The sequence below is a fragment of the Streptomyces yatensis genome (genome assembly GCF_018069625.1).
Lineage (GTDB): Bacteria > Actinomycetota > Actinomycetes > Streptomycetales > Streptomycetaceae > Streptomyces > Streptomyces yatensis.
This window is the reverse complement of the sequence record NZ_CP072941.1, coordinates 5,516,032-5,540,775: the sequence shown is the minus strand read 5'-3', so window position 1 is coordinate 5,540,775 and position 24,744 is coordinate 5,516,032. Positions and strand designations below refer to the sequence as shown.

Annotated in this window: 24 protein-coding genes and 1 pseudogene; 10 read left to right on the top strand and 15 right to left on the bottom strand. The window is 71.6% G+C overall.

Annotation, left to right across the window (positions count from 1 at the left end; translation table 11 throughout):
- Positions 1 to 20: 20 nt before the first annotated feature.
- From J8403_RS23295 to ssd, 6 genes are all read right to left on the bottom strand, one after another.
- Positions 21 to 506 (bottom strand): TadE family type IV pilus minor pilin, encoded by a 486-nt coding sequence (locus J8403_RS23295; RefSeq protein WP_246585947.1) that lies wholly within the window; start codon positions 504 to 506, stop codon positions 21 to 23.
- Positions 493 to 690 carry a DUF4244 domain-containing protein gene (locus tag J8403_RS23290; RefSeq protein WP_059142404.1) on the bottom strand — a complete coding sequence of 66 codons (198 nt, stop codon included), beginning with the start codon at positions 688 to 690 and terminating at the stop codon, positions 493 to 495. Before J8403_RS23290 ends, J8403_RS23295 begins: the two co-directional genes overlap by 14 nt.
- Positions 691 to 816: 126 nt before the next feature.
- A complete protein-coding gene (locus tag J8403_RS23285) occupies positions 817 to 1,659 on the bottom strand; it encodes a type II secretion system F family protein (protein WP_211124850.1) in 843 nt (280 codons plus the stop codon).
- Positions 1,649 to 2,575, bottom strand: coding sequence for a type II secretion system F family protein (locus J8403_RS23280; RefSeq protein ID WP_211124849.1), 927 nt, complete (start codon positions 2,573 to 2,575; stop codon positions 1,649 to 1,651). The genes J8403_RS23285 and J8403_RS23280 overlap by 11 nt, the downstream gene beginning before the upstream one ends.
- The gene (locus J8403_RS23275; RefSeq protein ID WP_211124848.1) at positions 2,572 to 3,738 is read right to left on the bottom strand and encodes a TadA family conjugal transfer-associated ATPase; all 1,167 of its coding nucleotides are present in this window, start codon (positions 3,736 to 3,738) and stop codon (positions 2,572 to 2,574) included. Before J8403_RS23275 ends, J8403_RS23280 begins: the two co-directional genes overlap by 4 nt.
- The gene (ssd, locus tag J8403_RS23270; protein ID WP_211124847.1) at positions 3,735 to 4,844 is read right to left on the bottom strand and encodes a septum site-determining protein Ssd; all 1,110 of its coding nucleotides are present in this window, start codon (positions 4,842 to 4,844) and stop codon (positions 3,735 to 3,737) included. Before ssd ends, J8403_RS23275 begins: the two co-directional genes overlap by 4 nt.
- Positions 4,845 to 5,297: 453 nt before the next feature.
- Between ssd and J8403_RS23265 the strand changes: the two genes are divergently transcribed.
- Complete coding sequence (locus J8403_RS23265; protein WP_211124846.1) at positions 5,298 to 6,134, top strand: HAD family hydrolase; 837 nt, start codon at positions 5,298 to 5,300, stop codon at positions 6,132 to 6,134.
- Positions 6,135 to 6,502: 368 nt separating this feature from the next.
- On the opposite strand, the gene J8403_RS23260 is transcribed toward J8403_RS23265, so the two are convergent.
- Positions 6,503 to 7,330 (bottom strand): Fic family protein, encoded by an 828-nt coding sequence (locus J8403_RS23260; protein ID WP_211124845.1) that lies wholly within the window; start codon positions 7,328 to 7,330, stop codon positions 6,503 to 6,505.
- Positions 7,331 to 7,432: 102 nt separating this feature from the next.
- Between J8403_RS23260 and J8403_RS23255 the strand changes: the two genes are divergently transcribed.
- On the top strand, positions 7,433 to 8,437 hold the full coding sequence (locus tag J8403_RS23255; RefSeq protein ID WP_211124844.1) for an ATP-binding protein: 1,005 nt from the start codon (positions 7,433 to 7,435) through the stop codon (positions 8,435 to 8,437).
- Here the strand turns inward: J8403_RS23255 and J8403_RS23250 are convergent.
- Positions 8,434 to 9,705 (bottom strand): polysaccharide deacetylase family protein, encoded by a 1,272-nt coding sequence (locus J8403_RS23250; protein ID WP_211124843.1) that lies wholly within the window; start codon positions 9,703 to 9,705, stop codon positions 8,434 to 8,436. The genes J8403_RS23255 and J8403_RS23250 overlap by 4 nt on opposite strands.
- A 541-nt stretch (positions 9,706 to 10,246) precedes the next feature.
- Here J8403_RS23250 and J8403_RS23245 point away from each other — a divergent pair.
- From J8403_RS23245 to J8403_RS43740, 6 genes and pseudogenes are all read left to right on the top strand, one after another.
- Positions 10,247 to 11,260, top strand: a pseudogene (locus tag J8403_RS23245) (carbonic anhydrase); the annotation flags it as partial.
- 114 nt (positions 11,261 to 11,374) lie between these two features.
- Positions 11,375 to 13,336 (top strand): acetate--CoA ligase, encoded by a 1,962-nt coding sequence (gene acs / locus J8403_RS23240; protein WP_211124841.1) that lies wholly within the window; start codon positions 11,375 to 11,377, stop codon positions 13,334 to 13,336.
- A gap of 289 nt (positions 13,337 to 13,625) precedes the next feature.
- Positions 13,626 to 15,017 (top strand): Na+/H+ antiporter NhaA, encoded by a 1,392-nt coding sequence (gene nhaA, locus J8403_RS23235; protein WP_211124840.1) that lies wholly within the window; start codon positions 13,626 to 13,628, stop codon positions 15,015 to 15,017.
- Positions 15,018 to 15,146: 129 nt separating this feature from the next.
- Positions 15,147 to 15,608 (top strand): phage holin family protein, encoded by a 462-nt coding sequence (locus J8403_RS23230; protein ID WP_059142389.1) that lies wholly within the window; start codon positions 15,147 to 15,149, stop codon positions 15,606 to 15,608.
- On the top strand, positions 15,605 to 16,531 hold the full coding sequence (locus tag J8403_RS23225; RefSeq protein ID WP_093462938.1) for an alpha/beta fold hydrolase: 927 nt from the start codon (positions 15,605 to 15,607) through the stop codon (positions 16,529 to 16,531). The genes J8403_RS23230 and J8403_RS23225 overlap by 4 nt, the downstream gene beginning before the upstream one ends.
- Before the next feature lie 143 nt (positions 16,532 to 16,674).
- Positions 16,675 to 16,878 carry a hypothetical protein gene (locus J8403_RS43740; RefSeq protein ID WP_078642266.1) on the top strand — a complete coding sequence of 68 codons (204 nt, stop codon included), beginning with the start codon at positions 16,675 to 16,677 and terminating at the stop codon, positions 16,876 to 16,878.
- 193 nt (positions 16,879 to 17,071) lie between these two features.
- On the opposite strand, the gene J8403_RS23220 is transcribed toward J8403_RS43740, so the two are convergent.
- Genes J8403_RS23220 through nth form a run of 3 tightly spaced genes read right to left on the bottom strand, consistent with a single transcriptional unit; the run spans position 17,072 to position 19,812 of the window.
- Positions 17,072 to 18,271 (bottom strand): MarP family serine protease, encoded by a 1,200-nt coding sequence (locus J8403_RS23220; RefSeq protein WP_093462939.1) that lies wholly within the window; start codon positions 18,269 to 18,271, stop codon positions 17,072 to 17,074.
- 12 nt (positions 18,272 to 18,283) lie between these two features.
- Positions 18,284 to 18,970, bottom strand: a complete 687-nt coding sequence (locus J8403_RS23215; protein ID WP_211124839.1) for an NUDIX hydrolase — start codon at positions 18,968 to 18,970, stop codon at positions 18,284 to 18,286.
- The gene (nth, locus tag J8403_RS23210; RefSeq protein WP_388584699.1) at positions 18,967 to 19,812 is read right to left on the bottom strand and encodes an endonuclease III; all 846 of its coding nucleotides are present in this window, start codon (positions 19,810 to 19,812) and stop codon (positions 18,967 to 18,969) included. The genes J8403_RS23215 and nth overlap by 4 nt, the downstream gene beginning before the upstream one ends.
- Before the next feature lie 248 nt (positions 19,813 to 20,060).
- Here nth and J8403_RS23205 point away from each other — a divergent pair, with 248 nt between their 5' ends.
- Positions 20,061 to 20,735: a Crp/Fnr family transcriptional regulator gene (locus J8403_RS23205; RefSeq protein WP_014061749.1), complete on the top strand. Its 675-nt coding sequence runs from the start codon at positions 20,061 to 20,063 to the stop codon at positions 20,733 to 20,735.
- Between the two features lie 162 nt (positions 20,736 to 20,897).
- Here J8403_RS23205 and J8403_RS23200 read toward each other — a convergent pair whose 3' ends face one another.
- The 4 genes from J8403_RS23200 to sp36 form a co-directional block, all read right to left on the bottom strand.
- Positions 20,898 to 21,728: an MBL fold metallo-hydrolase gene (locus J8403_RS23200; protein WP_211124838.1), complete on the bottom strand. Its 831-nt coding sequence runs from the start codon at positions 21,726 to 21,728 to the stop codon at positions 20,898 to 20,900.
- On the bottom strand, positions 21,725 to 22,783 hold the full coding sequence (locus J8403_RS23195) for an NUDIX hydrolase (protein ID WP_211124837.1): 1,059 nt from the start codon (positions 22,781 to 22,783) through the stop codon (positions 21,725 to 21,727). The genes J8403_RS23200 and J8403_RS23195 overlap by 4 nt, the downstream gene beginning before the upstream one ends.
- A 254-nt stretch (positions 22,784 to 23,037) precedes the next feature.
- Complete coding sequence (locus J8403_RS23190; RefSeq protein WP_211124836.1) at positions 23,038 to 23,508, bottom strand: RidA family protein; 471 nt, start codon at positions 23,506 to 23,508, stop codon at positions 23,038 to 23,040.
- The gene (gene sp36, locus J8403_RS23185; protein ID WP_020870215.1) at positions 23,508 to 23,663 is read right to left on the bottom strand and encodes a Sp36 family protein; all 156 of its coding nucleotides are present in this window, start codon (positions 23,661 to 23,663) and stop codon (positions 23,508 to 23,510) included. The genes J8403_RS23190 and sp36 overlap by 1 nt, the downstream gene beginning before the upstream one ends.
- Before the next feature lie 72 nt (positions 23,664 to 23,735).
- Between sp36 and bagA the strand changes: the two genes are divergently transcribed.
- Positions 23,736 to 24,713: an ATPase BagA gene (gene bagA, locus J8403_RS23180; protein WP_211124835.1), complete on the top strand. Its 978-nt coding sequence runs from the start codon at positions 23,736 to 23,738 to the stop codon at positions 24,711 to 24,713.
- Positions 24,714 to 24,744: the final 31 nt, after the last annotated feature.

The window sequence follows — 24,744 nt, the reverse complement described above, 5'->3', positions numbered from 1 at the left end:
CCCCCGGTCGTCCGCCTTCCTCACGGGGCCGCCTCCCGGGCCGCACCACCCGCGTCCACCGCGCCCACCGCGTCCTCGGCGAGCGCGGCCGCCTCGCCGTGCAGATTCACCGCCAGCGGGCCGGGACCGGCGGCATGCGTCCGGACCCGCACCCGCACCAGGTCTCCCTCCTGCCAGAGCTCGACCCGCGCTCCATCCGGTGCAGCCGAGCGGGCGGCGGCCATCGCGTCCGCCCTCGGCTCCGAACGCGCCGCCGCCCTCGCCCCGGCCCTGGCCGCGTCCACGCACTGAAGCTGCGCGGCCGCGGCCATCAGCCCCCAGATCAGCATCAGGGCGAACAGCGCCAGCACCGGCAGCGCGACGGCCGTCTCCGCCGTGACGAAGGCGCTGTCCCGCCCCGTGCGCTGGGTTCTTGCGATGCCCCGGAGCCCTGGGACGCCCCGCGCGCCGCTTCTGGCGCGCGGGCCCGTCCGCTCCGCCGTCCCCGGCGCCTCAGAACTGCGCATCGAGCGCCCGTCCGATGACTGACTGCAGCGCGCCGCTGACGGTCCCGCTGGTCACCACCTTGTAGAGCACCGCGGCGAAACCGCATGCCGCGATCGTCCCCATCGCGTACTCGGCGGTGGCCATGCCCGCCTCGGCCTTCGCACGCGCCGCCGCATACCGGCGTACCCACCACTGCTTCACCATGTCGGCCCCCTTGTCCCTGTCCGCGGTGTCACTGACCGCGGTTCGTCGTTCGCCGTTCTTCGTTCGCCGTGCTGTTGTCGTTCGCTGGTGTGGTTGGTGCTGGTGTGATTGGTGGCCTCGCCGTGCTCAGGGGCCGTCGCCCATCAGGCCGCGGGCCAGCCCGATCATCACCGGGGCCAGGCCGACCAGCAGGAACGCGGGGAGGAAGCAGCCCGCGAGCGGTGCGTTGACCAGCACACCGGTGCGGTCGGCCCGTTTCATCGCCGCCCGGCCCTGCGCGGCCCGGCATTCGGCCGCCAGGCGGGACACCGGCTCCACCGCCGGAGCGCCCGTTGTCCCGGCCCGTTCCAGGGCGCGCGCCAGCCCCTGTGCCCCGGGCAGAGCCCCGATGCGCTCCCAGGCGTGGGCGGGTTCGCCTCCCAGCCGCAGCTCCGCCGCGGTCTGGGCAAGCCGCTCGCCTACCGGGCCGCCGAGCGAACCTCCCACCGCCTCCGCCGCCCTCCGCGGGCCCGCTCCGGCCGCCAGGCAGGCAGTCAGCAGATCGGCGGCCAGCGGGATCTGGCGCGCGGCAAGTGCCTCGAGGTGCCGGTCACGGCCGGGGCTCCCGGCCGCCGTGCGGCGGTGTCGCTGCCACCGCCAGAGGCCGTAGGCCGCGGTGAGCCCCAGCAACCACCCCGGCGGCCCTCCGACGAGGACGACAGGGATCGTCACAGCGCCGCACGGCGCCGCCCAGAGGGGCAGCGCGCCCGCAGTGGCCCCGGCGCGTCGGCGCCGCCACGGCCGCGCCCTCCTCGGCCGCCTGGGCCAGGCCCTCCTCGGCCGCTCGTCCTCCGCGCCCGGAAGCAGCGCCGCCAGCCGCCGTCGGGCGCCCCGCTCCCGATGGGCCTCGACCATCGCCATCACCGTGCACAGGACCGCCGCCAGGAAGGACAGCGAGATCCCCAGGCTGTGGACAACCTCAGCGCTCATCGGCCACCGGCCGCCCCGGCTCACGCGCCGCCCGCACCATCCGGCCGGTCCACACCAGGCCCGCCCACTCCAGCAGGCCGCCCACCAGGAGGCAGCTCAGCCCGGTCGTGGTGTGCAGCAGCTCATGCAGTGGATTGGAGCCCAGCAGCCCGCCCAGCACCAGCCCGACGACGGGCAGCACCGCCAGTGCCACGGCGGTGGCCTTGGCCCCCGCCAGCTTGGCGTCCAGGCTCTCCCGCTGGTCCCGTTCGGCACGCAGCGCCGCCGCCACCCGGTCGAGACCCGCCGCCAGCCCCGCTCCCTCGTCGACCGCCACCTGCCAGCAGGCCGCGACCCCGGTGAGCCCCTCGGCACCCGGCAGCCGGGCCACCCTCCGCAGCGCATCCGGCACTTCACCACCGAACCGGGCCGCGGCCGTCACCAGCCCCCAACGCTCCCTCAGGTGCCCCGGGTCCACCGCCAGCAGCGCCTCGCCGGGATGCCGCCCGGCCCGCAGCTCACCCGCCACGGTGGCACAGAGGTCGATCACCCCGGCGGCGCGCCGCATACGGTCCCGCTCACGCCGCCGGGACCGCAGCCACCGGCCGACGACCGGGGTGGCCACCACCGCCCCGAGCAGCGGCAGCACCGACGCGCCCAGCAGCGCGATCGCACATCCGACCGGCAGACACAGCAGCTCACGCCCCATCCGCCCGCCGTACCCGACCCGCCAGCGCTCCCGCAGCCAGGCGGCCGTCTCGGACAGCCGCTTGGCTGGGCCGGGCCCCGTCGGCTCGACGGGTCCGCCGCCCGCGAACAGCACCCTCACCCGGCGCAACTCCCGGTCCCGCCCGGCGAGCAGCCATACGGCCGCCCCCGCGCACAGCATCGCGGCGCACAGCGCCAACGCCCCCTGGTCCGCTCCCGCGCCCGTCATGCCGCGCCTCCGCCCCGCGCGCACAGCCGCTGGAGCCGCTGCCAGCCCGTCGCCCGTTCGAAGCCCTCCGGGCTCCAGACGGCCGCTGGGACGGTCGTGACGAAGCCCGCCCGGTCCCGGTCCAGCACATGCAGCTCGGCGATCCTGCGCCGCCCGCCGCGGTCCCGCACCAGATGGACCAGGACCGACAGGGCCGCCGCCAACTGGCTGTGCAGCGCGGCCCGGTCCAGACCCGCGGTCGAGCCGAGCGCCTCCAGCCGCGCGGGAACGTCGGCCGCCGTATTGGCGTGGACAGTGCCACAGCCGCCCTCATGGCCGGTGTTCAACGCCCCCAGCAGATCGGTGACCTCGGCGCCTCGCACCTCCCCGACCACCAGCCGGTCGGGGCGCATCCGCAGCGCCTGCCGCACCAGATCCCGCAGGGTGACCTGGCCTCGGCCCTCCTGGTTGGCGGGGCGGGTCTCCAGCCGGACCACATGCGGGTGGTCGGGCCGCAGCTCGGCCGAGTCCTCGGCGAGGACGATCCGCTCCCGCGGGCCGACCAGCCCCAGCAGGGTGCTCAGCAGCGTTGTCTTGCCCGAGCCCGTGCCGCCGCTGATCAGGTAGGACAGCCGGGCGTCCAGCATGGCCCGCAGCAGATGCGCGCCGCCCGGCGGCACCGTCCCGGCCGCCTCCAGCTCCGCGAGGGAGAACGCGCGGGGGCGCACCACTCGCAACGACAGACAGGTCGAGCCGACCGCGACCGGAGGGAGCACCGCATGCAGCCGTGTCCCATCCGGCAGCCGGGCGTCCACCCACGGCCGGGCGTCGTCCAGCCGCCGCCCGGCCACCGCGGCGAGCCGCTGCGCGAGTCTGCGCACTGCGGCCGAGTCCACGAAGGCGACGGCCGTGCGCTCCAGCCCCGAACCCCGGTCCACCCACACCTCATCGGGGGCGGTGACCAGGACGTCCGTGACATCGGGGGCGGCCAGCAGCGGCTCCAGGGGCCCGGTGCCGACCAGCTCCGAGCGCAGCGCCTCCACCACCCCGAGCACCTCGGTGTCGCCGAGCAGCCGCCCCTCCTCACGCAGGGCCGCCGCCACCCGGGCGGGCGTGGGCTCCGCGCCGCTCCCGGCGAGCCGCAGCCGCACCGCGTCCAGCAGATCCGGCGATACGACGCTCATGCGGTGATACCTCCCTCGTCGGCGAGGGCACGCGCCCAGAACTCGGCGCAGAACCGGCCGAGCGGCCCGCGGGGGCTGCCGCCCGGGGGCTCCCCGCCCTCGAACGCGTCCGCCAGACCGGGCTCCGGTGGCAGCTGACCGGCCAGCGGCAGCCCGAGCAGCGCCGCGATCTCCTCGTCGTCGAGCTCCGGCCCGCATGGGCCTCGCACCACGGCGCGCAGGTCCCGCAGCACCATGCCCACCGTGGACGCCACCCGGTGGGCGGCCGCGACCGCTCGCAGCTCCGCCGGGACGACCAGCAGCCCGAGGTCGATCTGGGCCAGCGCCTCGGCCGCCGCGTCGTCGACGCGGCGCGGCAGGTCCACCACCACGACCCCGCCGCGCCGCCTGGCCGCGGCCAGCACCGCCCGCATCGCGGAGGCCGGGATGACGACCGAATCGCCGCGGTCCCAGCTGAGCACCCGCAGCGCGTGCAGCTCGGGCAGCGACTCCTCCAGAGCGCTTCCGGCCACCCGCCCCCGCGACTCGGCGAAGGCGGGCCATCTCAGCCCCTGCGCGCCCTCGCCGCCGAGCAGCACATCGAGCCCGCCGCCCAGCGGATCGCCGTCGATCAGCATGGTGCGCCGACCGGAGCGGGCCGCGGTGACCGCCAGGGCGCAGGCGAGGGTAGAGGCGCCCGCGCCGCCGCGGCCGCCGATGACCCCGATGGTCAGGGCCTGCCGGCCCACACCCTCGGCGACATCGGCGATCCGGTCCACCAGCCAGGTCTCGGCATCGGGCAGGAACGCCACGTTGTCCGCGCCGAGCGCCACCGCCCGCCGCCAGATGCCGTGGTCGTCCAGATCGCGCCCGATGAGCAGCACCCCTTCTCTGCGGGCCCGGTCGCACAGCCGGGCGGCCGAGTCGTCGCCGACCAGAATCAGCGGCGCGGCCTCCCAACTGCCCCGGCGGGTGAGTGCGCCATGTGCCACTTCCGGTTCGGCTCCGGCCGCCGCGCACAGCCGCAGCAGATCGTCGAGAAGCTCCTCGTCCTCGGTGACGATGAGCGGTCTGCCCCGTTGCCCTTCGGCCGCCGAAGGGCGTTCCGGTGTGATGGATGCAGTCACGATCCCCTCCCATATCCGTTACGCGCTCTCACTCCCGCGAACAGCGAGTGCGAGCACCGCGGAGAATCACCGTGCTGCGATCCAGGAAATCTTGGGGATCTTGGTCCAAAACTGTGGACAACTCATCACTTGTGAATATCCCAGTCACCTAAAGCAGTGACTTCCGGAGCGCAGCCTAGCGATTACGTACGGTTACCACTCAAGCTGTGGAGAGGCGGGGCCACGCGGGCCCGAGGGAGGGGAGCAAGATCTCGTGAGAACGCCGAAAATGCGTCCGGACATGCGACGACCCCCGCCGGGGGGGAGAGCGGGGGTCGTCCCCACGGCCGACTCGGGGGGGGAGGAGTCGGGCCGGGTTAGCACGGTCGCGAACGATCCGTGACTTCCATGGTGTACCCGAGAGCCTTCTCAGGCAAACCCACGCGCCTGAGCTTACGCCGAATGGTGGGCCCTATGCTCGGCGTCGTGGAAAACCACTCCTTGCCCCGGACAGCCGCCTTCTTTGACCTGGACAAGACGGTCATTGCGAAGTCAAGCGCGTTCACCTTCAGCAAGTCCTTCTACCAGGGTGGTCTGATCAACCGCCGCGCTGTACTGCGTACCGCCTATGCGCAGTTCGTCTTCCTCGCCGGCGGCGCCGATCACGACCAGATGGAGCGGATGCGCGCGTACCTCTCGGCGCTCTGCCGCGGATGGAATGTCCAGCAGGTGAAGGAGATCGTCGCCGAGACCTTGCACGATCTGATCGACCCCATCATCTACGACGAGGCCGCCTCGCTCATCGAGGAGCACCACCTCGCCGGCCGCGATGTAGTGATCGTCAGCACCTCCGGGGCGGAGGTGGTCGAGCCGATCGGCGAGCTTCTGGGCGCGGACCGCGTGGTGGCCACCCGCTTGGTCATCGAGGACGGAGTGTTCACCGGAGAGGTGGAGTACTACGCCTATGGCCCGACCAAGGCGGAGGCGATCGCCGAGTTGGCGGAGTCCGAGGGCTACGACTTGTCACGCTGTTACGCCTACAGCGATTCGGCGACCGATCTCCCGATGCTGGAGGCGGTCGGCCACCCTCATACGGTCAACCCGGACCGGGCGCTGCGGCGCGAGGCGGCGGCCCGTGGCTGGCCGGTGCTCTCCTTCAACCGCCCGGTCCGGCTGAAGCAGCGCAGGCCCTCGCTCTCCATGCCACCCCGCCCGGTGCTCGCCGTGGCCGCGGCCGTCGGCGCGGCCGCCGCCACCGCCGGGCTGGTGTGGTACACCAATCGGCGCCGCGCCCTTTATGCCCGCGTTTAGGGGTAATAGCAAAGATCTACGGCGAGGGGTTCCGCTTGGCCTCTCGCAGGAGTACAAAGGAATCGACGGCCCGCGAGACCAGGGGTATCCGGGAGGAAACCCTCAGACGCCAAGGCCCCACGGACCGAGCATGGATACTGAGCACCCACGCGACGTCGACCCGTCGATTACGGGCCAGCCGCACCAGGTGACGGGCAGAAGTTCCCGACCTGATGGGCGAATGAGATTGCACGCATGGTAACCCGGTAGCTGTGCCAGCGGCGGTGCCCACGGGTACCGCCGCAACTCTTGTCGGGCGTCAGGCCGCTCCCGTCCAGCCTCTGCCCAGCCTCAGACCGCCGTTGCGGCGTCAGGCCGCTCCTCCAGCCTCAGGCCGCCCCGCGCTGCAGGGCCTCGCAGACCGCCGTGGACTCCCGCACCCCGAGCTCAACCGCCCGTCCGCAGTGTGCGATCCACACCGCCATACCCTCCGGCGTCCCGGACGCATAGCCCTCCAGCGCCGCCATGTACGGCGCCACGCCCAGCTCCGCGTAGCCCACCTCGGCCGGGCAGATCGACTTCGGATCGAGACCGCTGCCGACCAGCACGATCCGTTCGGCCGCGCGCGCCACCAGACCATTGCGGGAGACAAAGGGCCGCAGGGCGAGCAGTTCGCCATGCACCACCGCCGCCGTCACCAGCGCCGGAGCCTCGCTGCCCGCAAGCAGCAGCCGGGCCAGCCCATCGAGCCGCCCCGCCACCTCGTCCGCGTCCGGCAGCGGCAGAGCGGACCCGACCAGCGGCTCGTCCACCGGCTCACCCGACTGCCGGGGGCGCCCGACCCCCTCGTCGCCCTCCACTCCGCCCGCCGCGACCAGATGCAGCCGGGCCAGAACGCGCAGCGGCGACTGACGCCAGATGCTCAGCAACTGCCCCGCCTCGGCGGTCAGCCGCAGCGCCGCCCCCACCGTGCGCGGCTCGCCCTCGGCCCCGAAGTCGGTACGGCGGCGCACCTCTTCCAGCGCCCAGTCCGCACCGGCCAGCGCGGCGGAGCCCCGGGCCCCGCGCAACGCCGCCTCGGAGGTGACCTCATTGCTGCGGCGGCGCATCACCCGGTGTCCGTAGACCCGGTCCACCGCGTTCCGTACGGCGTTCACGGACTCGGCCACACCGGGCAGCGCGGCCAGGGCGGCGAGCGGATCAGCTGACGTACTCATGAGTACGACACTACGCACACCGCACCCGGCACCCCTCGTTGGAGTGGTGTTCTTCACGTAAATCCCGCATGGTCCGCGATCACTCACCTACGCTAGGTGAACATGAAGATCGCTTTCGTAGGCAAGGGTGGAAGCGGCAAGACCACGCTGTCGTCGCTGTTCATCCGCCATCTCGCCGCCGCCCAGGCCCCTGTCGTCGCCGTCGACGCCGATATCAACCAGCATCTGGGCGTGGCGCTCGGACTCGACGAGGCGGAGGCCGCCGCACTGCCCGCCATGGGTGCCCATCTCCCGCTGATCAAGGACTACTTGCGCGGCACCAACCCCCGCATCGCCTCCACCGAGACCATGATCAAGACCACCCCGCCGGGCGAGGGGTCGCGACTGCTGCGGATCGGCGAGGACAACCCCGTCTACCAGGCATGCGCCCGCACCCTGCGGCTCGACGGCGGGGCGGTGCGGCTGATGGCGACCGGCCCCTTCACCGAATCCGATCTCGGCGTCGCCTGCTACCACTCCAAGGTCGGCGCGATCGAGCTGTGCCTGAACCATCTCGTCGACGGACCCGGCGAGTTCATCGTCGTCGACATGACGGCGGGCAGCGACTCCTTCGCCTCCGGCCTCTTCACCCGCTTCGACATGACGTTCCTGGTGGCCGAGCCCACGCGTAAGGGCGTCTCCGTCTACCGCCAGTACAAGGAGTACGCCCGCGACTTCGATGTGGCGCTCCGGGTGGTCGGCAACAAGGTGCAGGGCCCGGACGACCTGGACTTCCTCCGTGCGGAGGTGGGCGAGGACCTCCTGGTGGCGTTCGGCCACTCCGATTGGGTCCGGGCGATGGAGAAGGGTCGTGTGCCCCGATTCGAGGAACTCGAGGAGACGAACCGCGACGCACTGCGGACTCTGCGGGACGCGGTGGACGCCTCCTACGAGCGGCGCGACTGGCAGCGGTACACCCGTCAGATGGTGCACTTCCACCTCAAGAACGCGCAGAGCTGGGGGAACGCGAAGACGGGTGCCGATCTGGCCGCCCAGGTCGACCCCGCCTTCGCGCTGCGGGAGTTCGCGCCGGAGGAGGGACCGGCGGCTGCTCCCGCTCCCGCTTAGGGCACGGCCCGCTCGGCGGCCAGGTACCTCTTCCAGCCGCCCGGCGGCCGCTTCCCGACGTCCAGCACCCGCAGCTTCTCGAGGACGCGGGGGTTCTGCGCGTCCAGCCAATCGGCCAGCTGCTTGAAGGAGACGCAGCGCACGCCCGTGCGCGGGCACACCTCCTTGATGACGTCCTCCACGGCGCGCATATACGTTCCGCCGTTCCAGGATTCGAAGTGGTTGCCGATGAACAGCGGCGCCCGGTTGCCCTCGTACGCCCGGTCGAAGGCGGCGAGCAGGCCGTCGCGCATCGGACGGCCCCAGGTGGAGCGTTTGGGCCGCTTGCCCGCCTTCTTGCGCGGCTTGTTGGCGAGGAAGTTGTAGTCCATGGAGAGCGTCTGGAACGAGCGGCCCGGTACGGGGATCTGCTGCAGCGGGAAGTCCCAGATGCCGTGGATCTTGCGAGGCCAGATCTGCAGCCCGCCGGGCGAACTCGCGTCATAGCGCCATCCCAGCTTCGCGGCCGCCCGGATCAGCTTCTTCTGCCCCTCCAGACAGGGCGCACGGCCGCCGATGAGTTCCTTGCCGTAGTCGAAGGGGAGCGGTTTCTCGTGCTCCAGACCGGAGTTGGTCTTCCAGTTCTCGACGAACGACTCGGCCTGCTCGATCTCGCTGGTCCACTGCCGCGCCGACCAGCTGCCGACTCCGCGCTTGCGTCCACAGAAGTGGCCGTTGAAGTGGGTGCCGATCTCATTGCCGTCCAGCCAGGCGCCGCGGAGCTGCTCCACCGTGGCCTTGATGCCCTTGACGTCGTTGAAGCCGATGGACGAGGCGCCGCGCCGGTGCTTGGGCGGATCGTAGAGGTACCGCTTCTCCGCGGGCAGCAGGTACACACCGCTGAGGAAGTACGTCATCGTCGCCCCGTACTTCCTGCCGACCGCGCGGAAGTGGGAGAACAGCTTGTGCTTGTCCTGGCCGGCGCCGTCCCAGGAGAAGACGACGAACTGCGGTGGTCTCTCGCCCGGTTCAAGCCGCTCGGCCTTCGGCTGATGGGGCTGCGGGCCGGTGTCGGAGGTCGATCCGTCGCCGATGAGCCGTAGCGTCTTCGGGGCCTTGTCAGGGTGGTCCGGCGCCCCCGGACCCTTCTGGGGGCCGTCCCTGTCGTGGCGCGAGCCTGCGGTGCCGCCCGGCCCATGGGTCCGGGCGGAGTCCCCTGAGCAGCCGACCGGCATGGAGAGCGCCACCACCGTGGTCAGCAGTGCAGAGACGTTTCTTCTGGCCCGCATACCGCCACCTCGTCCCTCGTGTCGTGCTGTTTCCAGGAGATCCGGCCGGATGGGAGTCAACCTCGCACGGACCGAGGAAAAGACAGAGGATGACAAGCCGTTTTAAATGACTATTCACCCCATAGATGGAATAGCGACCCACTCCCTCCCAAAAGGCTTCCCTGCGACTTTACTCAGCATTACGATTCATTTACCAACGCTTGGGATTCAATACCGCAGTACGCCGTGCCCCACGGCCGCGCCCCTATCCGCGACCGAAGCCCCGGAGGAGACGGGAATGTTGAAGCTCTTGGACCGGATCCACCGGGTCTCCCGCCGCAGACTCGGAGATCTCTCCACCTCGGCCGTCCTCTTGCTGTTCGCCGCTCCTCTCTCACTGGTCGTCGCCCCGGCCTCACTGGGCATCGCATTGGCCTGCGGCGCCTCGCTCCGGGGCGGTCTCCTGGCCGCCGCCGCGGTCCTTGCGGTCGCCCTCCTCCCGCTCGCTCCGCTCACGGTGCTCCGCCGGTCCTCGGGGTCACGGTGGGCGGCGGGCGATGAACGACCGGCGCGGCGGATCGCGGAAGCGGGCGGCGCCCGGGCCTGTCGGCCGTGGACACCATGGCGTGATCATCACTGCACCCGTCCCGCCCCGGCGGTCGGGGGCATCGACGGGCACGCAGGCGGTCAGCTGCTCGGCGGGGTGAGAGCGTTCCAGCGCCATACGGCACCGCTGGTCCGCGACGAGCTGGCCCGGCTGGCGCGGGAGGGGCAGCGGCCCAGCCAGCTCTTCCTCACCTGCGCCGACTCCCGCCTGGTGACCAGCATGATCACCTCCAGCGGCCCTGGCGACCTGTTCACGGTGCGCAATGTCGGCAATCTGGTGCCGCCTTCGGGCGCCGATGGCTCCTGCGACTCGGTGGGCGCGGCGATCGACTATGCGGTGGAGGTGCTGAAGGTCAGCAGCATCACGGTGTGCGGGCACTCCGGGTGCGGTGCGATGCATGCGCTGCTCGGCTCATCGGCGCCGACCCGAACGCCGCCCCGGCCCGGGGCCGGGGCATCCGCCGGCGGGGACCCGACGGCGCTGGACCGCTCACCGCAGGAGCGCTCACTACAGGAGCACTCGCCACAGGGGCGCTCACCGCAGGACCGATCTCCGCTGGAGCGCTGGCTGCGCCACGGCGGACCGGCGCTGGCGCGGATGGAGCGGATCGGTCGACTGGGGCGCGGCGAGGTCGCCCTGTCGAGCCGGCCGATCGCCGACGATGTGGAGCGGCTGGCGCTGGTCAATGTGAGACAGCAGCTCGACCATCTGATGGACCACGCCTGCGTGGCACGGCGGGTGGCGGAGGGCGGGCTGGCGCTGCATGGCATGTATTTCCACGTGGCGGAGGCGCAGGCGTATGTCCTGGACACGGGCTCGGGGAGATTTGTGCCCGTCCGTCCGGACCATGGCGCGCCCCCGTCCGCCTGCCTCACCACCGCGGCTCCCGCCCACGCCGGAAGCGGCCGTTCCGTCGTCGCGGAGCGGGGAGGCGACCCCGTCCAGGGGGCCCTGGAGCTGGGGCGGTGACATAGACCATGACAGGTCTAAACCAATTTTCGGCGACAGCCCTTGTCAGGGTGTGCCGTTGGCTGATGAGCTATGGCCTGGGACACAACGGACACCCTGGGAATGGGAGATGTCGTGAGTAACGAGAGCCTGGCCAACCTTCTTCGGGAGGAGCGTCGCTTCGCGCCGCCCGCCGAGCTGACCGCGAACGCCAATGTCACGGTCGAGGCGTATGAGCGGGCGAAGGCGGACCGCCTGGGCTTCTGGGCCGAGCAGGCCCGTCGGCTGTCATGGGCGACCGCGCCGACCGAGACACTCGACTGGTCGAACCCGCCGTTCGCGAAGTGGTTCGCCGACGGCAAGCTCAATGTGGCGTACAACTGCGTCGACCGGCATGTCGAGAACGGTCTGGGCGACCGGGTCGCGCTCCACTTCGAGGGCGAGCCCGGCGACACCCGCTCCCTCACCTATGCCGAGCTGCAGCGGGAGGTCTCCCAAGCGGCCCACGCGCTGACCGAGTTGGGCGTCCAGTCGGGCGACCGGGTCGCCATCTACATGCCGATGATCACGGAGACCGTGGTCGCGATGCTGGCCTGCGCCCGCATCGGCGCCCCGCATTCGGTGGTCTTCGGCGGCTTCTCGGCCGACGCTCTCGCCACCCGCATCCAGGACGCCGACGCCCGCGTGATCATCACCTCGGACGGCGGCTACCGACGCGGCAAGGCCTCCGCGCTCAAGCCCGCCGTCGACGAGGCACTCACCCGGCCCGGCACCGAGAACGTGCGCAGTGTGCTGGTCGTCCGCCGCACCGGCCAGGAGGTGGACTGGCACGAGGGTCGCGACGTCTGGTGGCACGAGATCGTGGAGCGCCAGCCGGAGCAGCACACCCCCGAGGCGTTCGACGCCGAGCACCCGCTGTTCATCCTCTACACCTCGGGTACGACCGGAAAGCCCAAGGGCATCCTGCACACCTCCGGCGGCTACCTCACCCAGGTCTCCTACACCCACCACGCCGTCTTCGACCTCAAGCCGGAGACCGACGTCTTCTGGTGCACCGCGGACGTCGGCTGGGTCACCGGCCACTCGTACATCGTCTACGGCCCGCTCTCCAACGGCGCCACCGAGGTGCTCTACGAGGGCACCCCGGACACCCCGCACCAGGGCCGCTGGTGGGAGATCGTCCAGAAGTACGGGGTCACCCTCCTGTACACCGCCCCGACCGCGATCCGCGCCTGCATGAAGTGGGGCGACGACATCCCGGCCAAGTTCGACCTCTCCTCGCTGCGCATCCTCGGCTCCGTCGGCGAGCCCATCAACCCCGAGGCGTGGGTCTGGTACCGCAAGCACATCGGCGCGGACACCACGCCCGTCGTCGACACCTGGTGGCAGACCGAGACCGGCGGCATCATGATCAGCCCGCTGCCGGGCGTCACCGCCACCAAGCCCGGTTCGGCGCAGGTCCCGCTGCCGGGCGTCGCCGCCACCGTCGTGGACGACGAGGCCAACGAGGTGGCGAACGGCCATGGCGGCTATCTGGTGCTCACCGAGCCGTGGCCTTCCATGCTCCGCACCATCTGGGGCGATGACCAGCGCTACCTGGACACCTACTGGTCCCGCTTCGACAAGCGGTACTTCGCGGGCGACGGTGCCAAGAAGGACGACGACGGCGACATCTGGCTGCTCGGCCGGGTCGACGATGTGATGCTGGTGTCCGGCCACAACATCTCCACGACCGAGGTCGAGTCGGCGCTCGTCTCGCACCCCAAGGTCGCCGAGGCGGCGGTCGTCGGCGCCACCGACCCGCAGACCACCCAGGCCATCTGCGCCTTCGTCATCCTGCGCGGCGGCGCGGCCGAGGACGAGGGCTTGGTCGAGGAGTTGCGGGCGCATGTGGCCAAGCAGCTCGGCCCGATCGCCAAGCCCAAGAAGATCCTTCCGGTGGCCGAGCTGCCCAAGACCCGCTCCGGCAAGATCATGCGCCGTCTGCTGCGCGATGTCGCCGAGAACCGGGCGCTGGGCGATGTCACCACGCTCACCGACTCCTCCGTCATGGAGCTGATCCAGAGCAAGCTGCCCTCCGCCCCCAGCGAGGACTGATCCGGCCCACCTCAGGGCTGCCACACCACAGGCGCCACAGAGACCACAGGCGTCACCGACGCCAAAGGCGCTGAAGGCGCCACACCAGCACCAGGCACCACATCAGCACCACATGAGCACCACATGAGCGAGGGGCGCTCCCGCCAGGCGGGGGCGCCCCTCGCCGTGATGGCCGCAGGTGGCTGTCGCATAAAAATTACGACAAGATGAGGGGCGGGAGCGCCGGGAAGTCTGGTCGGCATACGCCACACGTGTATCCGCACCACCGACCCACCCAGGAGGCCCGCCCGTGGCCGCGCCCACCAGCCGCAAGTTCCTCGGACGCCTGTCGCTGCCCGAGCGGACGTTCATCACCGACGCGCTGCGCACCGAAACCGTCGGCGGTGTGATCCTCCTCGTGGCCGCCATCGTGGCGCTGATCCTCGCCAACACCCCGCTCAGCGGCCTCTACGGCGGCATCAAGGACTTCTCCTTCGGCCCCCGGACGCTGCACCTGCACCTCTCGGTCGCCTCCTGGGCCACCGACGGCCTGCTCACGATCTTCTTCTTCGTCGCCGGTATCGAGCTCAAGCGCGAGTTGGTCGCGGGCGAGCTGCGCGACCCCAAGGCGGCCGCGCTGCCCGTGATCGCCGCCGTCTGCGGCATGGCCGTGCCCGCGCTCGTCTATGTCGCCGTCAGCGCGAGCGGCGGCGGCAGCCTCAAGGGCTGGGCCGTACCGACCGCCACCGATATCGCCTTCGCGCTCGCCGTCCTCGCCGTGCTCGGCACCGCCCTGCCCGCCGCGCTGCGCGCCTTCCTGCTCACCCTCGCGGTCGTCGACGACCTCGGCGCCATCCTGATCATCGCGATCTTCTTCACCCAGCACATCAACTTCATCGCCCTGGGCCTGTCGATCGCCGCGCTCGTCCTCGTCTGGCTGCTGCACCGCAAGGGCGTCCGGACGGCCTGGATCCATCTCCCGCTCGCCGTGGTGGTCTGGGCGCTGATGCACGCCAGCGGTGTGCATGCCACCATCGCCGGGGTCGCGATGGGCCTGATGCTGCGCTGCACCGTACGGGAGGGCGAGGAGCACTCCCCCGCCGAGCGCGTCGAGCACCGGCTGCGTCCCGTGTCGGCGGGCGTGGCGGTGCCGCTGTTCGCCCTGTTCGCGGCCGGGGTGCCACTCTCCGGCAGCGCCGTGGCGGATGTCTTCTCCCGCCCGGAGACCCTCGGCGTCGTCCTCGGCCTCGTCGTGGGCAAGGCCGTCGGCGTCTTCGGCGGCACCTGGTGCGCCGCCCGCTTCACCAGGGCCGAGCTGAACGAGGATCTGGCCTGGGCCGATGTCTTCGCCGTGGCCGCCCTCGCCGGAATCGGCTTCACCGTCTCCCTCCTCATCGGCGAACTCGCCTTCCCCGCCGATCCCACGCTCGCCGGGGAAATCAAGGCGGCGGTCCTCATCGGCTCGCTGAGCGCCGCCCTGTTCGCCGGCATCCTCCTCAAGCTGCGCAACACCAGGTACCAGCGGCTGTGTCAGGAGGAGGAGCGGGACGAGGACATGGACGGCATCCCGGACGTCTATGAGCTGGACAGCCCCGAATACCACCTGCGGATGGCCGCCATTCACGAGGCAAAGGCCGCCGAGCACCGGCGGCTTGCCGAAGTGGCCGCCGCAAACGACTCCGGCGACGATGGTCCGGCATGATCTGAGAGGCTTGACGCCCGCAGAAATGCGCAGAAGACGTAGCAAGCACAGACGACGTACCAAGCGAGACGTACCAAGCGCGGACGGCGCAGCACGAGCGAAGACGCACAAGAGCAGAGGGAGATGGCGATGAGCGCAGCCGATGACGGCGGCAACCGCAGCCTCGGCCAGCTGGTGGCGACGGCGACCACCGAGCTGTCGGCGCTGATGCACGACGAGATCGCGCTGGCCAAGGCCGAGCTCCGGGTGGGGGCCAAGAAGGCCGCGGTCGGCAGCGGCGCGGGGATGGCGGCGGGGGTGCTGCTGCTGTTCTCGCTGCCGGTGCTGAGCTTCGCCCTCGCCTACGGCATGCGCGCCTGGACCGGCCTCGGCCTCGCCTGGTGCTTTCTGATCGTGGGCGGTATCTACTGGCTGTTCGCCGGGATCCTGGGGCTGCTGGCGCTGTTGAAGTTCAAGAAGGTCAAGGCCCCGAAGCGGTCGATCGCCTCGTCCAAGGAGAGCGCCGCCGTGCTGGGCAGCGTCAAGCCGCATCCGCGTGCCGAGAGCAATGGCGGACGCTCCGTGCGGGATATGACACGCTCGTCGGCATGACCGTCCCTGATACCTCCGCGTCGGTCGTACGGCTCGACGGCCCCTGGACCCACCGGGATGTCGCGGCCAACGGCGCGCGCTTCCACATCGCCGAGCTGGGTGACGGCCCGCTGGTGCTGCTGCTGCACGGCTTTCCGCAGTTCTGGTGGACCTGGCGGCACCAGCTGCCCGCGCTCGCCGACGCCGGCTACCGCGCGGTCGCGATGGATCTGCGCGGGGTGGGCGGCAGCGACCGTACGCCCAGGGGCTACGACCCGGCCAACCTCGCCCTCGACATCACCGGTGTGATCCGTTCGCTGGGCGAGCCGGACGCCGCGCTCGTCGGCCATGACCTGGGCGGTTACCTGGCGTGGACGGCCGCCGTGATGCGGCCGAAGCTGGTGCGGCGGCTCGCGGTGGCCTCGATGCCGCACCCCCGCCGCTGGCGCTCGGCGATGCTGGCGGACGTCAAGCAGAGCGCGGCCAGCTCCCATGTGTGGGGCTTCCAGCGGCCCTGGCTGCCCGAGCGCCGGCTGGTCGCGGACGACGCGGCGGCCGTGGGGCGGCTGATCCGGGAGTGGTCCGGGCCGCGGCTGCCCGAGGACGAGGCCGTGGAGGTCTACCGGCGGGCGATGCGCATCCCCTCGACCGCGCACTGCTCGATCGAGCCGTACCGCTGGATGGTGCGGTCGCTGGCTCGGCCGGACGGTTTCCAGTTCAACCGGCGAATGAAGCGGCCGGTGCAGGTCCCGACCCTGCATCTGCACGGGTCACTCGACCCGGTGATGCGGACCCGCAGCGCGGCGGGCTCCGGGGAGTATGTGGAGGCCCCCTACCGCTGGCGGCTCTTCGACGGCCTCGGTCACTTCCCGCATGAGGAGGACCCCCGGGCCTTCACCTCTGAGCTGATCAACTGGCTGAAGGACCCCGAACCCGACCGCTGAGCGGCGTCGGCCGTACGCATTCCGACCGCGCGACGACGGTTGGGCGAACATCTGTTTTTCGAACAGCCAATTGCCTGGAGCATAGGCCAATTGCCGCAGCCACCGGCGATTACGGACCTTGGGTCAGGGGCAGACACCGAGGTATGGGCTGGACGCACGACTACCGTGACGCACCAAACAGCCGCGGCCCTCAGGCCGCCGCTACTGCCAATGCCGCGCTGAGTGTTTCCGAGCGGGGCGGCTCCGGGCCTACCCAAGGCCATGACCCGAATCTCGGGATTCCCCGCATCATCCGCCGCCGGGCCCGGTGGGTCTCGGCGCGGTTGCGCCATCCACGCAGCCGCTAGCAGTACCTCCGGCGCGGCCCGGGGCCCGGCGACACCGGAAAGCCCTGGTAGCACGCTCGGCACCACCGGATCACCCCGCTGTGGAGGGCCTCTCCGCTCTGGAGGGCCACACTCCGCCGGGCGCGTCCGCTCCGGAGGGCATATCCCTGGGCCACGGCGCCAAGCGCTCCGCGGGAAGTGCGGCGAGGTGCACTTAGAGGGCACACCCCTGGCTGTCCACCGGCTGGTCGGCCGTACGCCCCTTCTCGATGTCCTCGCTCACCTCGTCCGCCGTCAGCGCGTACCCGGTGTTGGCATCGTCGAGGGACTTGGCGAAGACCACGCCGTACACCCGCCCCTGCGGGGTGAGCAGCGGGCCGCCGGAGTTGCCCTGCCGCACCGTCGCGTACAGCGAGTACACATCGCGGTGCACGGTGGAGCGGCGGTAGATGTCGGGGCCGTTGGCCTCGATACGGCCGCGGACGCGGGCGGCGCGCACGTCGAAGGCGCCGTTCTCCGGGAAGCCGGCGACGATCGCGCCGTCACCGGAGCGCGCGTCGTCCTGGGCGAACTGGAGCGCCGGGGCCTGCAGGGAGGGCACATCGAGGACCGCGATATCGCGCTTCCAGTCGTAGAGCACGACCTTGGCGTCATACAGCCGGCCCTCGCCGCCTATCTGTACGGTCGGGTCGCTGACGCCGCCGACGACATGGGCGTTGGTCATGACCCGGTTCGGTGCGAAGACGAAGCCGCTGCCCTCGAGGACCTTGCCGCAGCTGGGGGCGGTGCCGACGACCTTGACGATGCTCTCCTGCGCCCGCGTGGCCACCGGGGACTGGGCGAGCGCGGGGTCGGGCTGCGGCACCGAGGTGATCGGCTCATTGGCGAAGGGCGAGAAGACCTGCGGGAAGCCGTTCTGCGCGAGCACGGACGAGAAGTCGGTGAACCAGGTGTTCGCCTCGTCCGGAACGACGCGGGAGACCCCGAGCAGCACCTTGGAGTCACGGACCTCCCTGCCCAGGGTGGGGAGCGAGGTCTGGGCCACCAGGGAGCCGATCAGCCAGGACACCAGCAGCATCGCCAGGACGTTCACCAGCGCGCCGCCGGTCGCGTCCAGGGCGCGCGCCGGTGACCAGGTGATGTACCGCCGCAGCTTGTTTCCCAGGTGGGTGGTGGCGGCCTGGCCGACCGAGGCACACACGATCACCAGGACGATCGCCACCACGGCACCGACCGTGCCGGGGGATGTCTTGTCGGATGTGCCGTCCCAAATAAGCGGGAGCAGATAGACCGCGATCAGCCCACCCCCGATGAACCCCGTCACCGACAGCACGCCGACGACGAAGCCCTGGCGGTAGCCGACGACCGCGAACCATACGGCGGCGAGCAGCAGCAGGATGTCCAGCACATTCACCGGAACACCGTCTCACGCGCGCCAGTCGAGTGAGACGCGCTTGGTGCGGTCCCACGGTCGCTCCCACCCGGCGAAATGCAGGATGCGATCGATCACTCCGGCGGTGAAGCCCCAGACCAGAGCGGATCCCACCAGGAAGGCGGGCCCGCGGTGGCCGCTGGGGTGGACGGTCGTGGCCCGGTTCGCCGGGTCCGTGAGATCCGCCACGGGAACCGTGAAGACCCGGGCCGTCTCGGCCGGGTCCACGGCCCCGACCGGGCTGGGCCGGCGCCACCAGCCGAGCACCGGGGTGACGACGAAACCGCTCACCGGGATGTAGAGCCGCGGCAGCACCGCGAAGACCTGCACCCCCGAGGGGTCGAGCCCGGTCTCCTCCTCGGCCTCGCGCAGCGCCGCGCGCAGCGGGCCCTCCTCGTCCGGATCACCGTCCTCCGGGTCGAGGGCGCCGCCGGGGAAGGAGGGCTGGCCGGCGTGCGAGCGCAGCGAGCCGGAGCGCTCCATGAGGAGCAGCTCCGGGCCGTCGGCGCCCTCGCCGAAGAGCACCAGCACGGCGGAGGGGCGGCCGCCGCCCTGCGGGGGCGGCAGGAACCGGCTCAGCTGACGCGGCTCGATCGTCTCGGCCAGCCGCGCCACCGGCAGCAGCCACTCGGGCAGCCCATGGGCGCTGACCTCCACGTCCCCGCCGTACGTGCTCGTCACTCGGCGGCTCCCAGGGGGGCGGCGGGACGGCCGGGGTAGTCGGACGGCGGGCGCAGGCGCTGGCCCGGCTGTCCGCCCATCTCGTACTTCAGCAGCTTCTTCGCCTTGTCCGGGTCGGTCTCGCCCTCCCCGTACGCCGGGCAGAGCGGGGCGATCGGGCAGGCGCCGCACGCGGGCTTGCGGGCGTGGCAGACGCGGCGGCCGTGGAAGATGATGCGGTGCGAGAGCATCGTCCACTCGCTCTTGGGGAAGAGCGCGGCGATCTCCGCCTCGACCTTCTCGGGGTCCTCCTGGGCGGTCCACTTCCAGCGCCGCACCAGCCGCCCGAAGTGGGTGTCCACGGTCAGGCCCGGCACCCCGAAGGCATTGCCGAGCACCACATTGGCCGTCTTACGGCCGACACCGGGCAGGGTGACCAGATCCTCGAGCCGGCCCGGGACCTCGCCGCCGAAGCGGTCGCGCAGGGCGGCGGACAGGCCCAGCAGCGATTTGGCCTTGGCGCGGAAGAAGCCGGTCGGCCGGATCAGCTGCTCCAGGGCCTCCGGATCGGCCGCCGCCATGTCCTCGGGCGTCGGATAGGCGGCGAAGAGCGCGGGGGTGGTCTGGTTGACCCGCAGATCGGTGGTCTGGGCGGACAGGACCGTGGCCACCAGCAGCTGGAAGGGGCTCTCGAAGTCCAGCTCGGGATGGGCGTACGGATACACCTCGGCGAGCTCGCGGTTGATGCGACGGGCACGGCGGACGAGGGCGAGCCGGGACTCGGGGCGGGCGCCCTTCGAGCCCTTGACTGATTTATGCGGCTTCGCGGCTTCTGTCGACTCAGCGGACTCTTGTTCGCCCACAGCGGAATTACGAGGTGCGGTCACCCGTCCGGCCCCCTTGCCCTGTGCTCTCACCGGCGTATTGGACACCCGGCCAGCCTAAGCCCACCCACTGACATCCGCCCCGGCCACCGCGAAGAGGTCCCCAATCGGACCCCTGCCGCACAGCTCGGCAGGCCAGTGCGTCAAACTTGTGATTGATCGCACTGTTTTACCGTCCGGCATCATGGGGACGTCGGTCCCCTGTGCATGTCGACAAGGAGAGACTCGTGGACGACGTTCTGCGGCGCGCCCCGCTCTTCGCGGCGCTCGATGACGAGCAGGCCGCTGAGCTGCGCGCCTCCATGGGAGAGGTCACCCTCGCGCGGGGTGACGCGCTCTTCCACGAAGGGGACCCCGGCGATCGCCTGTACGTGGTCACCGAGGGCAAGGTGAAGCTCCACCGCACCTCTCCCGACGGCCGCGAGAACATGCTCGCCGTGCTCGGCCCCGGCGAGCTGATCGGCGAACTGTCGCTTTTCGACCCCGGCCCGCGTACCGCCACCGCCACCGCCCTCACCGAGGTCAAGCTGCTCGGCCTCGGCCACGGCGACCTGCAGCCGTGGCTCAACGCCCGGCCCGAGGTCGCCTCCGCGCTGCTGCGCGCGGTCGCCCGGCGCCTGCGCAAGACCAACGACCAGATGTCCGACCTGGTCTTCTCCGACGTTCCCGGCCGGGTCGCCAGGGCCCTGCTGGACCTGTCGCGCCGCTTCGGCGTGCAGTCGGAGGAGGGCATCCACGTCGTCCACGACCTGACCCAGGAGGAGCTGGCCCAGCTGGTCGGCGCCTCCCGCGAGACCGTCAACAAGGCGCTCGCCGACTTCGCGGGCCGCGGCTGGCTGCGGCTGGAGGCGCGCGCGGTGATCCTGCTGGACGTCGAGCGGCTGGCCAAGCGCTCCCGCTGACGCCGCCGGACGGAACCGCGGACGGAACGGATACGCGAAAACGGAAACGTAAGGGCCCCGCCGGGCTTCCGGTGGGGCCCTTACGGCGCTCCTGGATTCCGGCGGGGCCCTTACGGCGCTCGTGAACGGGCCGTAGTCCCAAAAGCTCCAGGAAGAGCGGCCTCAGATCAGCCCGTGCTCGCGCAGATAGTCCAGCTGGGCCCGCACCGACAGCTCCGCCGCCGGCCACAGGGACCGGTCCACGTCCGCGTACACCCGCGCCACGACCTCCGAGGGCGTCCGGTGGCCGTCCTCGACGGCCGTCTCCACCTGCGCGAGCCGGTTGGCGCGATGCGCGAGGTAGTACTCCACGGCGCCCCGGGCGTCGTTCAGCACCGGCCCATGGCCCGGCAGGACGGTGTCCACCCCGTCGTCCACCGTCAGCGAACGCAGCCGCCGCAGCGAGTCCAGATAGTCGCCGAGCCGCCCGTCCGGATGCGCGACGACGGTCGTGCCCCGCCCGAGCACCGTGTCGCCCGTAAGGACCGCGCCATCGGCCGGAAGGTGGAAGGACAGCGAGTCGGCGGTGTGGCCGGGCGTGGGCACCACCCGTAGCTCCAGACCGCCGGTGGTTATGACGTCCCCCAGCCCCAGCCCCTCGTCCCCCAGCCGCAGCGCCGGATCCAGCGCCCTTACGGACGTCCGCGTCAGCTCGGCGAAGCGCGCCGCGCCCTCCGCGTGGTCCGGGTGGCCATGGGTGAGCAGGGTCAGCGCGACCCGCCTGCCCGCCCGCTCCGCGGTCGCGATGACGTCCTTGAGGTGGGCGTCGTCGAGCGGCCCGGGGTCGATGACGACGGCGAGGTCGGAGTCGGGCTCGGCGACGATCCAGGTGTTGGTGCCGTCCAGCGTCATGGGCGAGGCGTTCGGCGCCAGGACGCAGAAGGCCCGGTCGGTGGCCGGGCCGCCGATGCTGCCCCCACGCGGCTGGCCGGGCAGAGCGGATGCGTACGTCATGCGGAGGGTCCCCCCGTGGCTCCCGGGATGTGCTTGGTGAACTCATCATGACCCGGCCAGCTCAACACCAGTTCCCCGTTTTCCACCCGCGCCTGGGCCAGCACCGGCGTCAGGTCCCGGTCCGTGGCCGCGGCCAGTACGTCGGCGACCGAGCCATGGGCCACGAGCTGGCGCAGCGTCGCGATCGTGGGCGGCATCATCAGCAGCTCGCCCCGGTCATAGCCGTCGGCCGCGTCCCGGGGGCGGATCCAGACGGTCCGGTCCGCCTCCGTGGAAGCGTTACGGGTGCGCTGCCCCCGCGGCAGCGCAGCCACGAAGAACCAGGTGTCGTAGCGGCGCGGTTCGAACTCCGGGGTGATCCAGCGCGCCCAGCAGCCCAGCAGATCCGAGCGGAGCACGAGCCCCCGGCGGTCCAGGAACTCCGCGAACGACAGATCCCGGGCGACCAGCGCCGCGCGGTCCGCCTCCCAGTCGTCCCCCGTCGTGTCCGCGACCACGGTGTGCGGCGTCGGGCCCGCGAGCAGGACCCCCGCCTCCTCGAAGGTCTCGCGGACCGCCGCGCACACGATGGCCTGAGCCTGCGTCGCCTCGCTCGGGTCCAGGCCCAGCCGCCGCGCCCACTGCGCCCGCGAGGGACCGGCCCAGGTGACCATCCGCTCGTCGCGCGGGTCCACGGAACCGCCCGGATAGGCGTACGCGCCTCCGGCGAAGGCCATGGAGGCGCGTCTGCGCAGCATGTAGACGGCCAGCCCGTCGGCCCCTCCGGCCGCGTTCCGCAGGCCCTCTGGGGGCCTTTCAGAGCCTTCCGGGGCCTCCGCCGGCTCCGGCACCGTGTCGAGCCTCTCCGGTGCGTCGAGCTCCTCCGGTGCGTGCTCCCCGTCCCCGCCCTGTGCGTCCTGTGGGCCCTGTGGTGTGTCCGTCCCGTCCGGTCCGTCCCGCAGCAGCAGCACGGTGGCGGCCCGGCGCGGTGTCACCGGTGTGAGCTCGCCCGCCGCCAAGAGGCGGATCCGCTCTGGCCACTCGGGTGGATACCACTGGCCATTCGTAGTGGACATGGCCGGATGCTATGCGCTTACGGGCTGATGTTCGAGTGGCACCGGCGGCGCCACGCCGGGGCCGGCCCGCGTACCGGCGGTCACACCGGTCCGCGCCCACCGGCCCACCGGAACGGCCCGCCCACGGGCCCGGCTCCCCCGTCCGCGCCTTCGAGGCCCGTCAGCCCCCCACTTGCGAGGACCGTCAGTCCCCGACGTGCGAGGACCGTCAGTCCGCGAGCTTGAGGGCCGTCGGTCGGCGCACTCGACGCTCGTTAGTCGGCGACCTCGACCTGGATCTCGACCTCGACCGGCGCGTCCAGCGGCAGCACCGCCACGCCCACCGCGCTGCGCGCGTGCACGCCCGCGTCGCCCAGGGCCTCGCCCAGCAGCTCGCTCGCGCCGTTGACGACACCCGGCTGGCCGGTGAAGTCCGAAGCCGAGGCGACGAAACCGACGACCTTCACGACACGCACGACCCGGTCGAGGTCACCGACGACCGACTTCACGGCGGCCAGGGCGTTCAGCGCACAGGTGCGCGCCAGCTCCTTGGCCTCCTCCGGGGTCACCTCCGCGCCGACCTTGCCGGTCACGCCCAGCTTCCCCTCGACCAGCGGCAGCTGGCCCGAGGTGTAGACGTACGGGCCGGTGCGCAGCGCGGGCACATAGGAGGCCAGGGGCGCCGCGACCTCGGGCAGCTTCAGGCCGAGCCCGGCGAGCCTGCCCTCGACGGTGCCGCCCGCCATCAGCCCTTCTCCCGCTTCAGGTAGGCCACCAGCTGCTCGGGGTTCGGCCCGGGGACGACCTGGACCAGCTCCCAGCCGTCCTCGCCCCAGGTGTCCAGAATCTGCTTCGTGGCGTGTACGAGCAGCGGTACGGTCGCATATTCCCACTTGGTCATGGGGCCGACTGTAATGCCTCTCCGCCGGGCCCTGGTGCGTAGGGCGAGGGGCGACTGGTTAGGCTCCCCAGTGTGAGCAGGCTCCATGTCGTCAGCGGTAAGGGCGGAACCGGCAAGACCACGGTCGCCGCCGCACTCGCGCTGGCCCTCGCGGCCGAGGGCCGGCGCACCCTGCTGGTCGAGGTCGAAGGCCGTCAGGGCATCGCACAACTCTTCGAAACGGAGCCGCTGCCCTACGAGGAGCGGAAGATCGCCACCGCGCCGGGCGGCGGGGAGGTGCACGCTCTGGCGATCGATCCGGAGTTCGCACTTCTGGACTACCTCCATATGTTCTACAAGCTGGGCTCGGCCGGACGCGCCCTCAAGAAGCTGGGCGCGATCGACTTCGCGACCACCATCGCCCCGGGGCTGCGGGACGTCCTGCTGACCGGCAAGGCGTGCGAGGCGGTGCGCCGTAAGGGCAAGGACGGCCGCTTCGTCTACGACTCCGTGGTCATGGACGCGCCGCCGACCGGCCGCATCACCCGCTTCCTGAACGTCAACGACGAGGTGGCGGGGCTGGCCCGGACCGGCCCGATACACAATCAGGCGCAGGCCGTCATGCGCGTCCTGAAGTCGCCCCAGACGGCGGTCCACATGGTGACCCTGCTGGAGGAGATGCCGGTCCAGGAGACCGCGGACGGCATCGCCGAGTTGCGCGCCGACGGCCTCCCCACGGGCGGGGTCATCATCAACATGGTGCGGCCGGCGGTCCTCGACCACGAGGCCGTCGAGGCCGTCGCCAACGGGCAGCGCACGGCCGTCGCCAAGGCGCTCTCCCAGGCGGGCCTGGGCGGTGCGCGCCGCGGCGGCATGGCCGAGCGGCTGGTCGACCCGCTGCTGGAGCAGGCGCGGGAGCACGCCGAGCGGGTGGCGCTGGAGCGGGCGCAGCGCGCCGAGCTGACCGGCCTGGGGCTGCCGCTGCACGAGTTGGAGCTCCTTACGGACGGCATCGACCTGGCGGGGCTCTACCGGCTCGCGGCGGATCTGCGCAAGCAGTGGCCGGCGTGAGCGGCGCCCCCCGTAAGGGCGCCACGGACAA

Excerpts from the sequence above, each read along its gene's own strand:
- J8403_RS23195 (WP_211124837.1), bottom strand. The coding sequence starts at position 22,783 with ATGTCCACTACGAATGGCCAGTGGTATCCACCCGAGTGGCCAGAGCGG.
- J8403_RS23190 (WP_211124836.1), bottom strand. The coding sequence starts at position 23,508 with ATGGCGGGCGGCACCGTCGAGGGCAGGCTCGCCGGGCTCGGCCTGAAG.
- J8403_RS23230 (WP_059142389.1), top strand. The coding sequence starts at position 15,147 with ATGAGCGCAGCCGATGACGGCGGCAACCGCAGCCTCGGCCAGCTGGTG.
- J8403_RS23250 (WP_211124843.1), bottom strand. The coding sequence starts at position 9,705 with ATGCGGGCCAGAAGAAACGTCTCTGCACTGCTGACCACGGTGGTGGCG.
- J8403_RS23275 (WP_211124848.1), bottom strand. The coding sequence starts at position 3,738 with ATGAGCGTCGTATCGCCGGATCTGCTGGACGCGGTGCGGCTGCGGCTC.
- J8403_RS23200 (WP_211124838.1), bottom strand. The coding sequence starts at position 21,728 with ATGACGTACGCATCCGCTCTGCCCGGCCAGCCGCGTGGGGGCAGCATC.
- J8403_RS23290 (WP_059142404.1), bottom strand. The coding sequence starts at position 690 with ATGGTGAAGCAGTGGTGGGTACGCCGGTATGCGGCGGCGCGTGCGAAG.
- J8403_RS23260 (WP_211124845.1), bottom strand. The coding sequence starts at position 7,330 with ATGAGTACGTCAGCTGATCCGCTCGCCGCCCTGGCCGCGCTGCCCGGT.
- J8403_RS23225 (WP_093462938.1), top strand. The coding sequence starts at position 15,605 with ATGACCGTCCCTGATACCTCCGCGTCGGTCGTACGGCTCGACGGCCCC.
- J8403_RS23280 (WP_211124849.1), bottom strand. The coding sequence starts at position 2,575 with ATGACGGGCGCGGGAGCGGACCAGGGGGCGTTGGCGCTGTGCGCCGCG.
- J8403_RS23255 (WP_211124844.1), top strand. The coding sequence starts at position 7,433 with ATGAAGATCGCTTTCGTAGGCAAGGGTGGAAGCGGCAAGACCACGCTG.
- J8403_RS23285 (WP_211124850.1), bottom strand. The coding sequence starts at position 1,659 with ATGAGCGCTGAGGTTGTCCACAGCCTGGGGATCTCGCTGTCCTTCCTG.
- J8403_RS23265 (WP_211124846.1), top strand. The coding sequence starts at position 5,298 with ATGCTCGGCGTCGTGGAAAACCACTCCTTGCCCCGGACAGCCGCCTTC.
- sp36 (WP_020870215.1), bottom strand. The coding sequence starts at position 23,663 with ATGACCAAGTGGGAATATGCGACCGTACCGCTGCTCGTACACGCCACG.
- J8403_RS23295 (WP_246585947.1), bottom strand. The coding sequence starts at position 506 with ATGCGCAGTTCTGAGGCGCCGGGGACGGCGGAGCGGACGGGCCCGCGC.
- J8403_RS43740 (WP_078642266.1), top strand. The coding sequence starts at position 16,675 with ATGGGCTGGACGCACGACTACCGTGACGCACCAAACAGCCGCGGCCCT.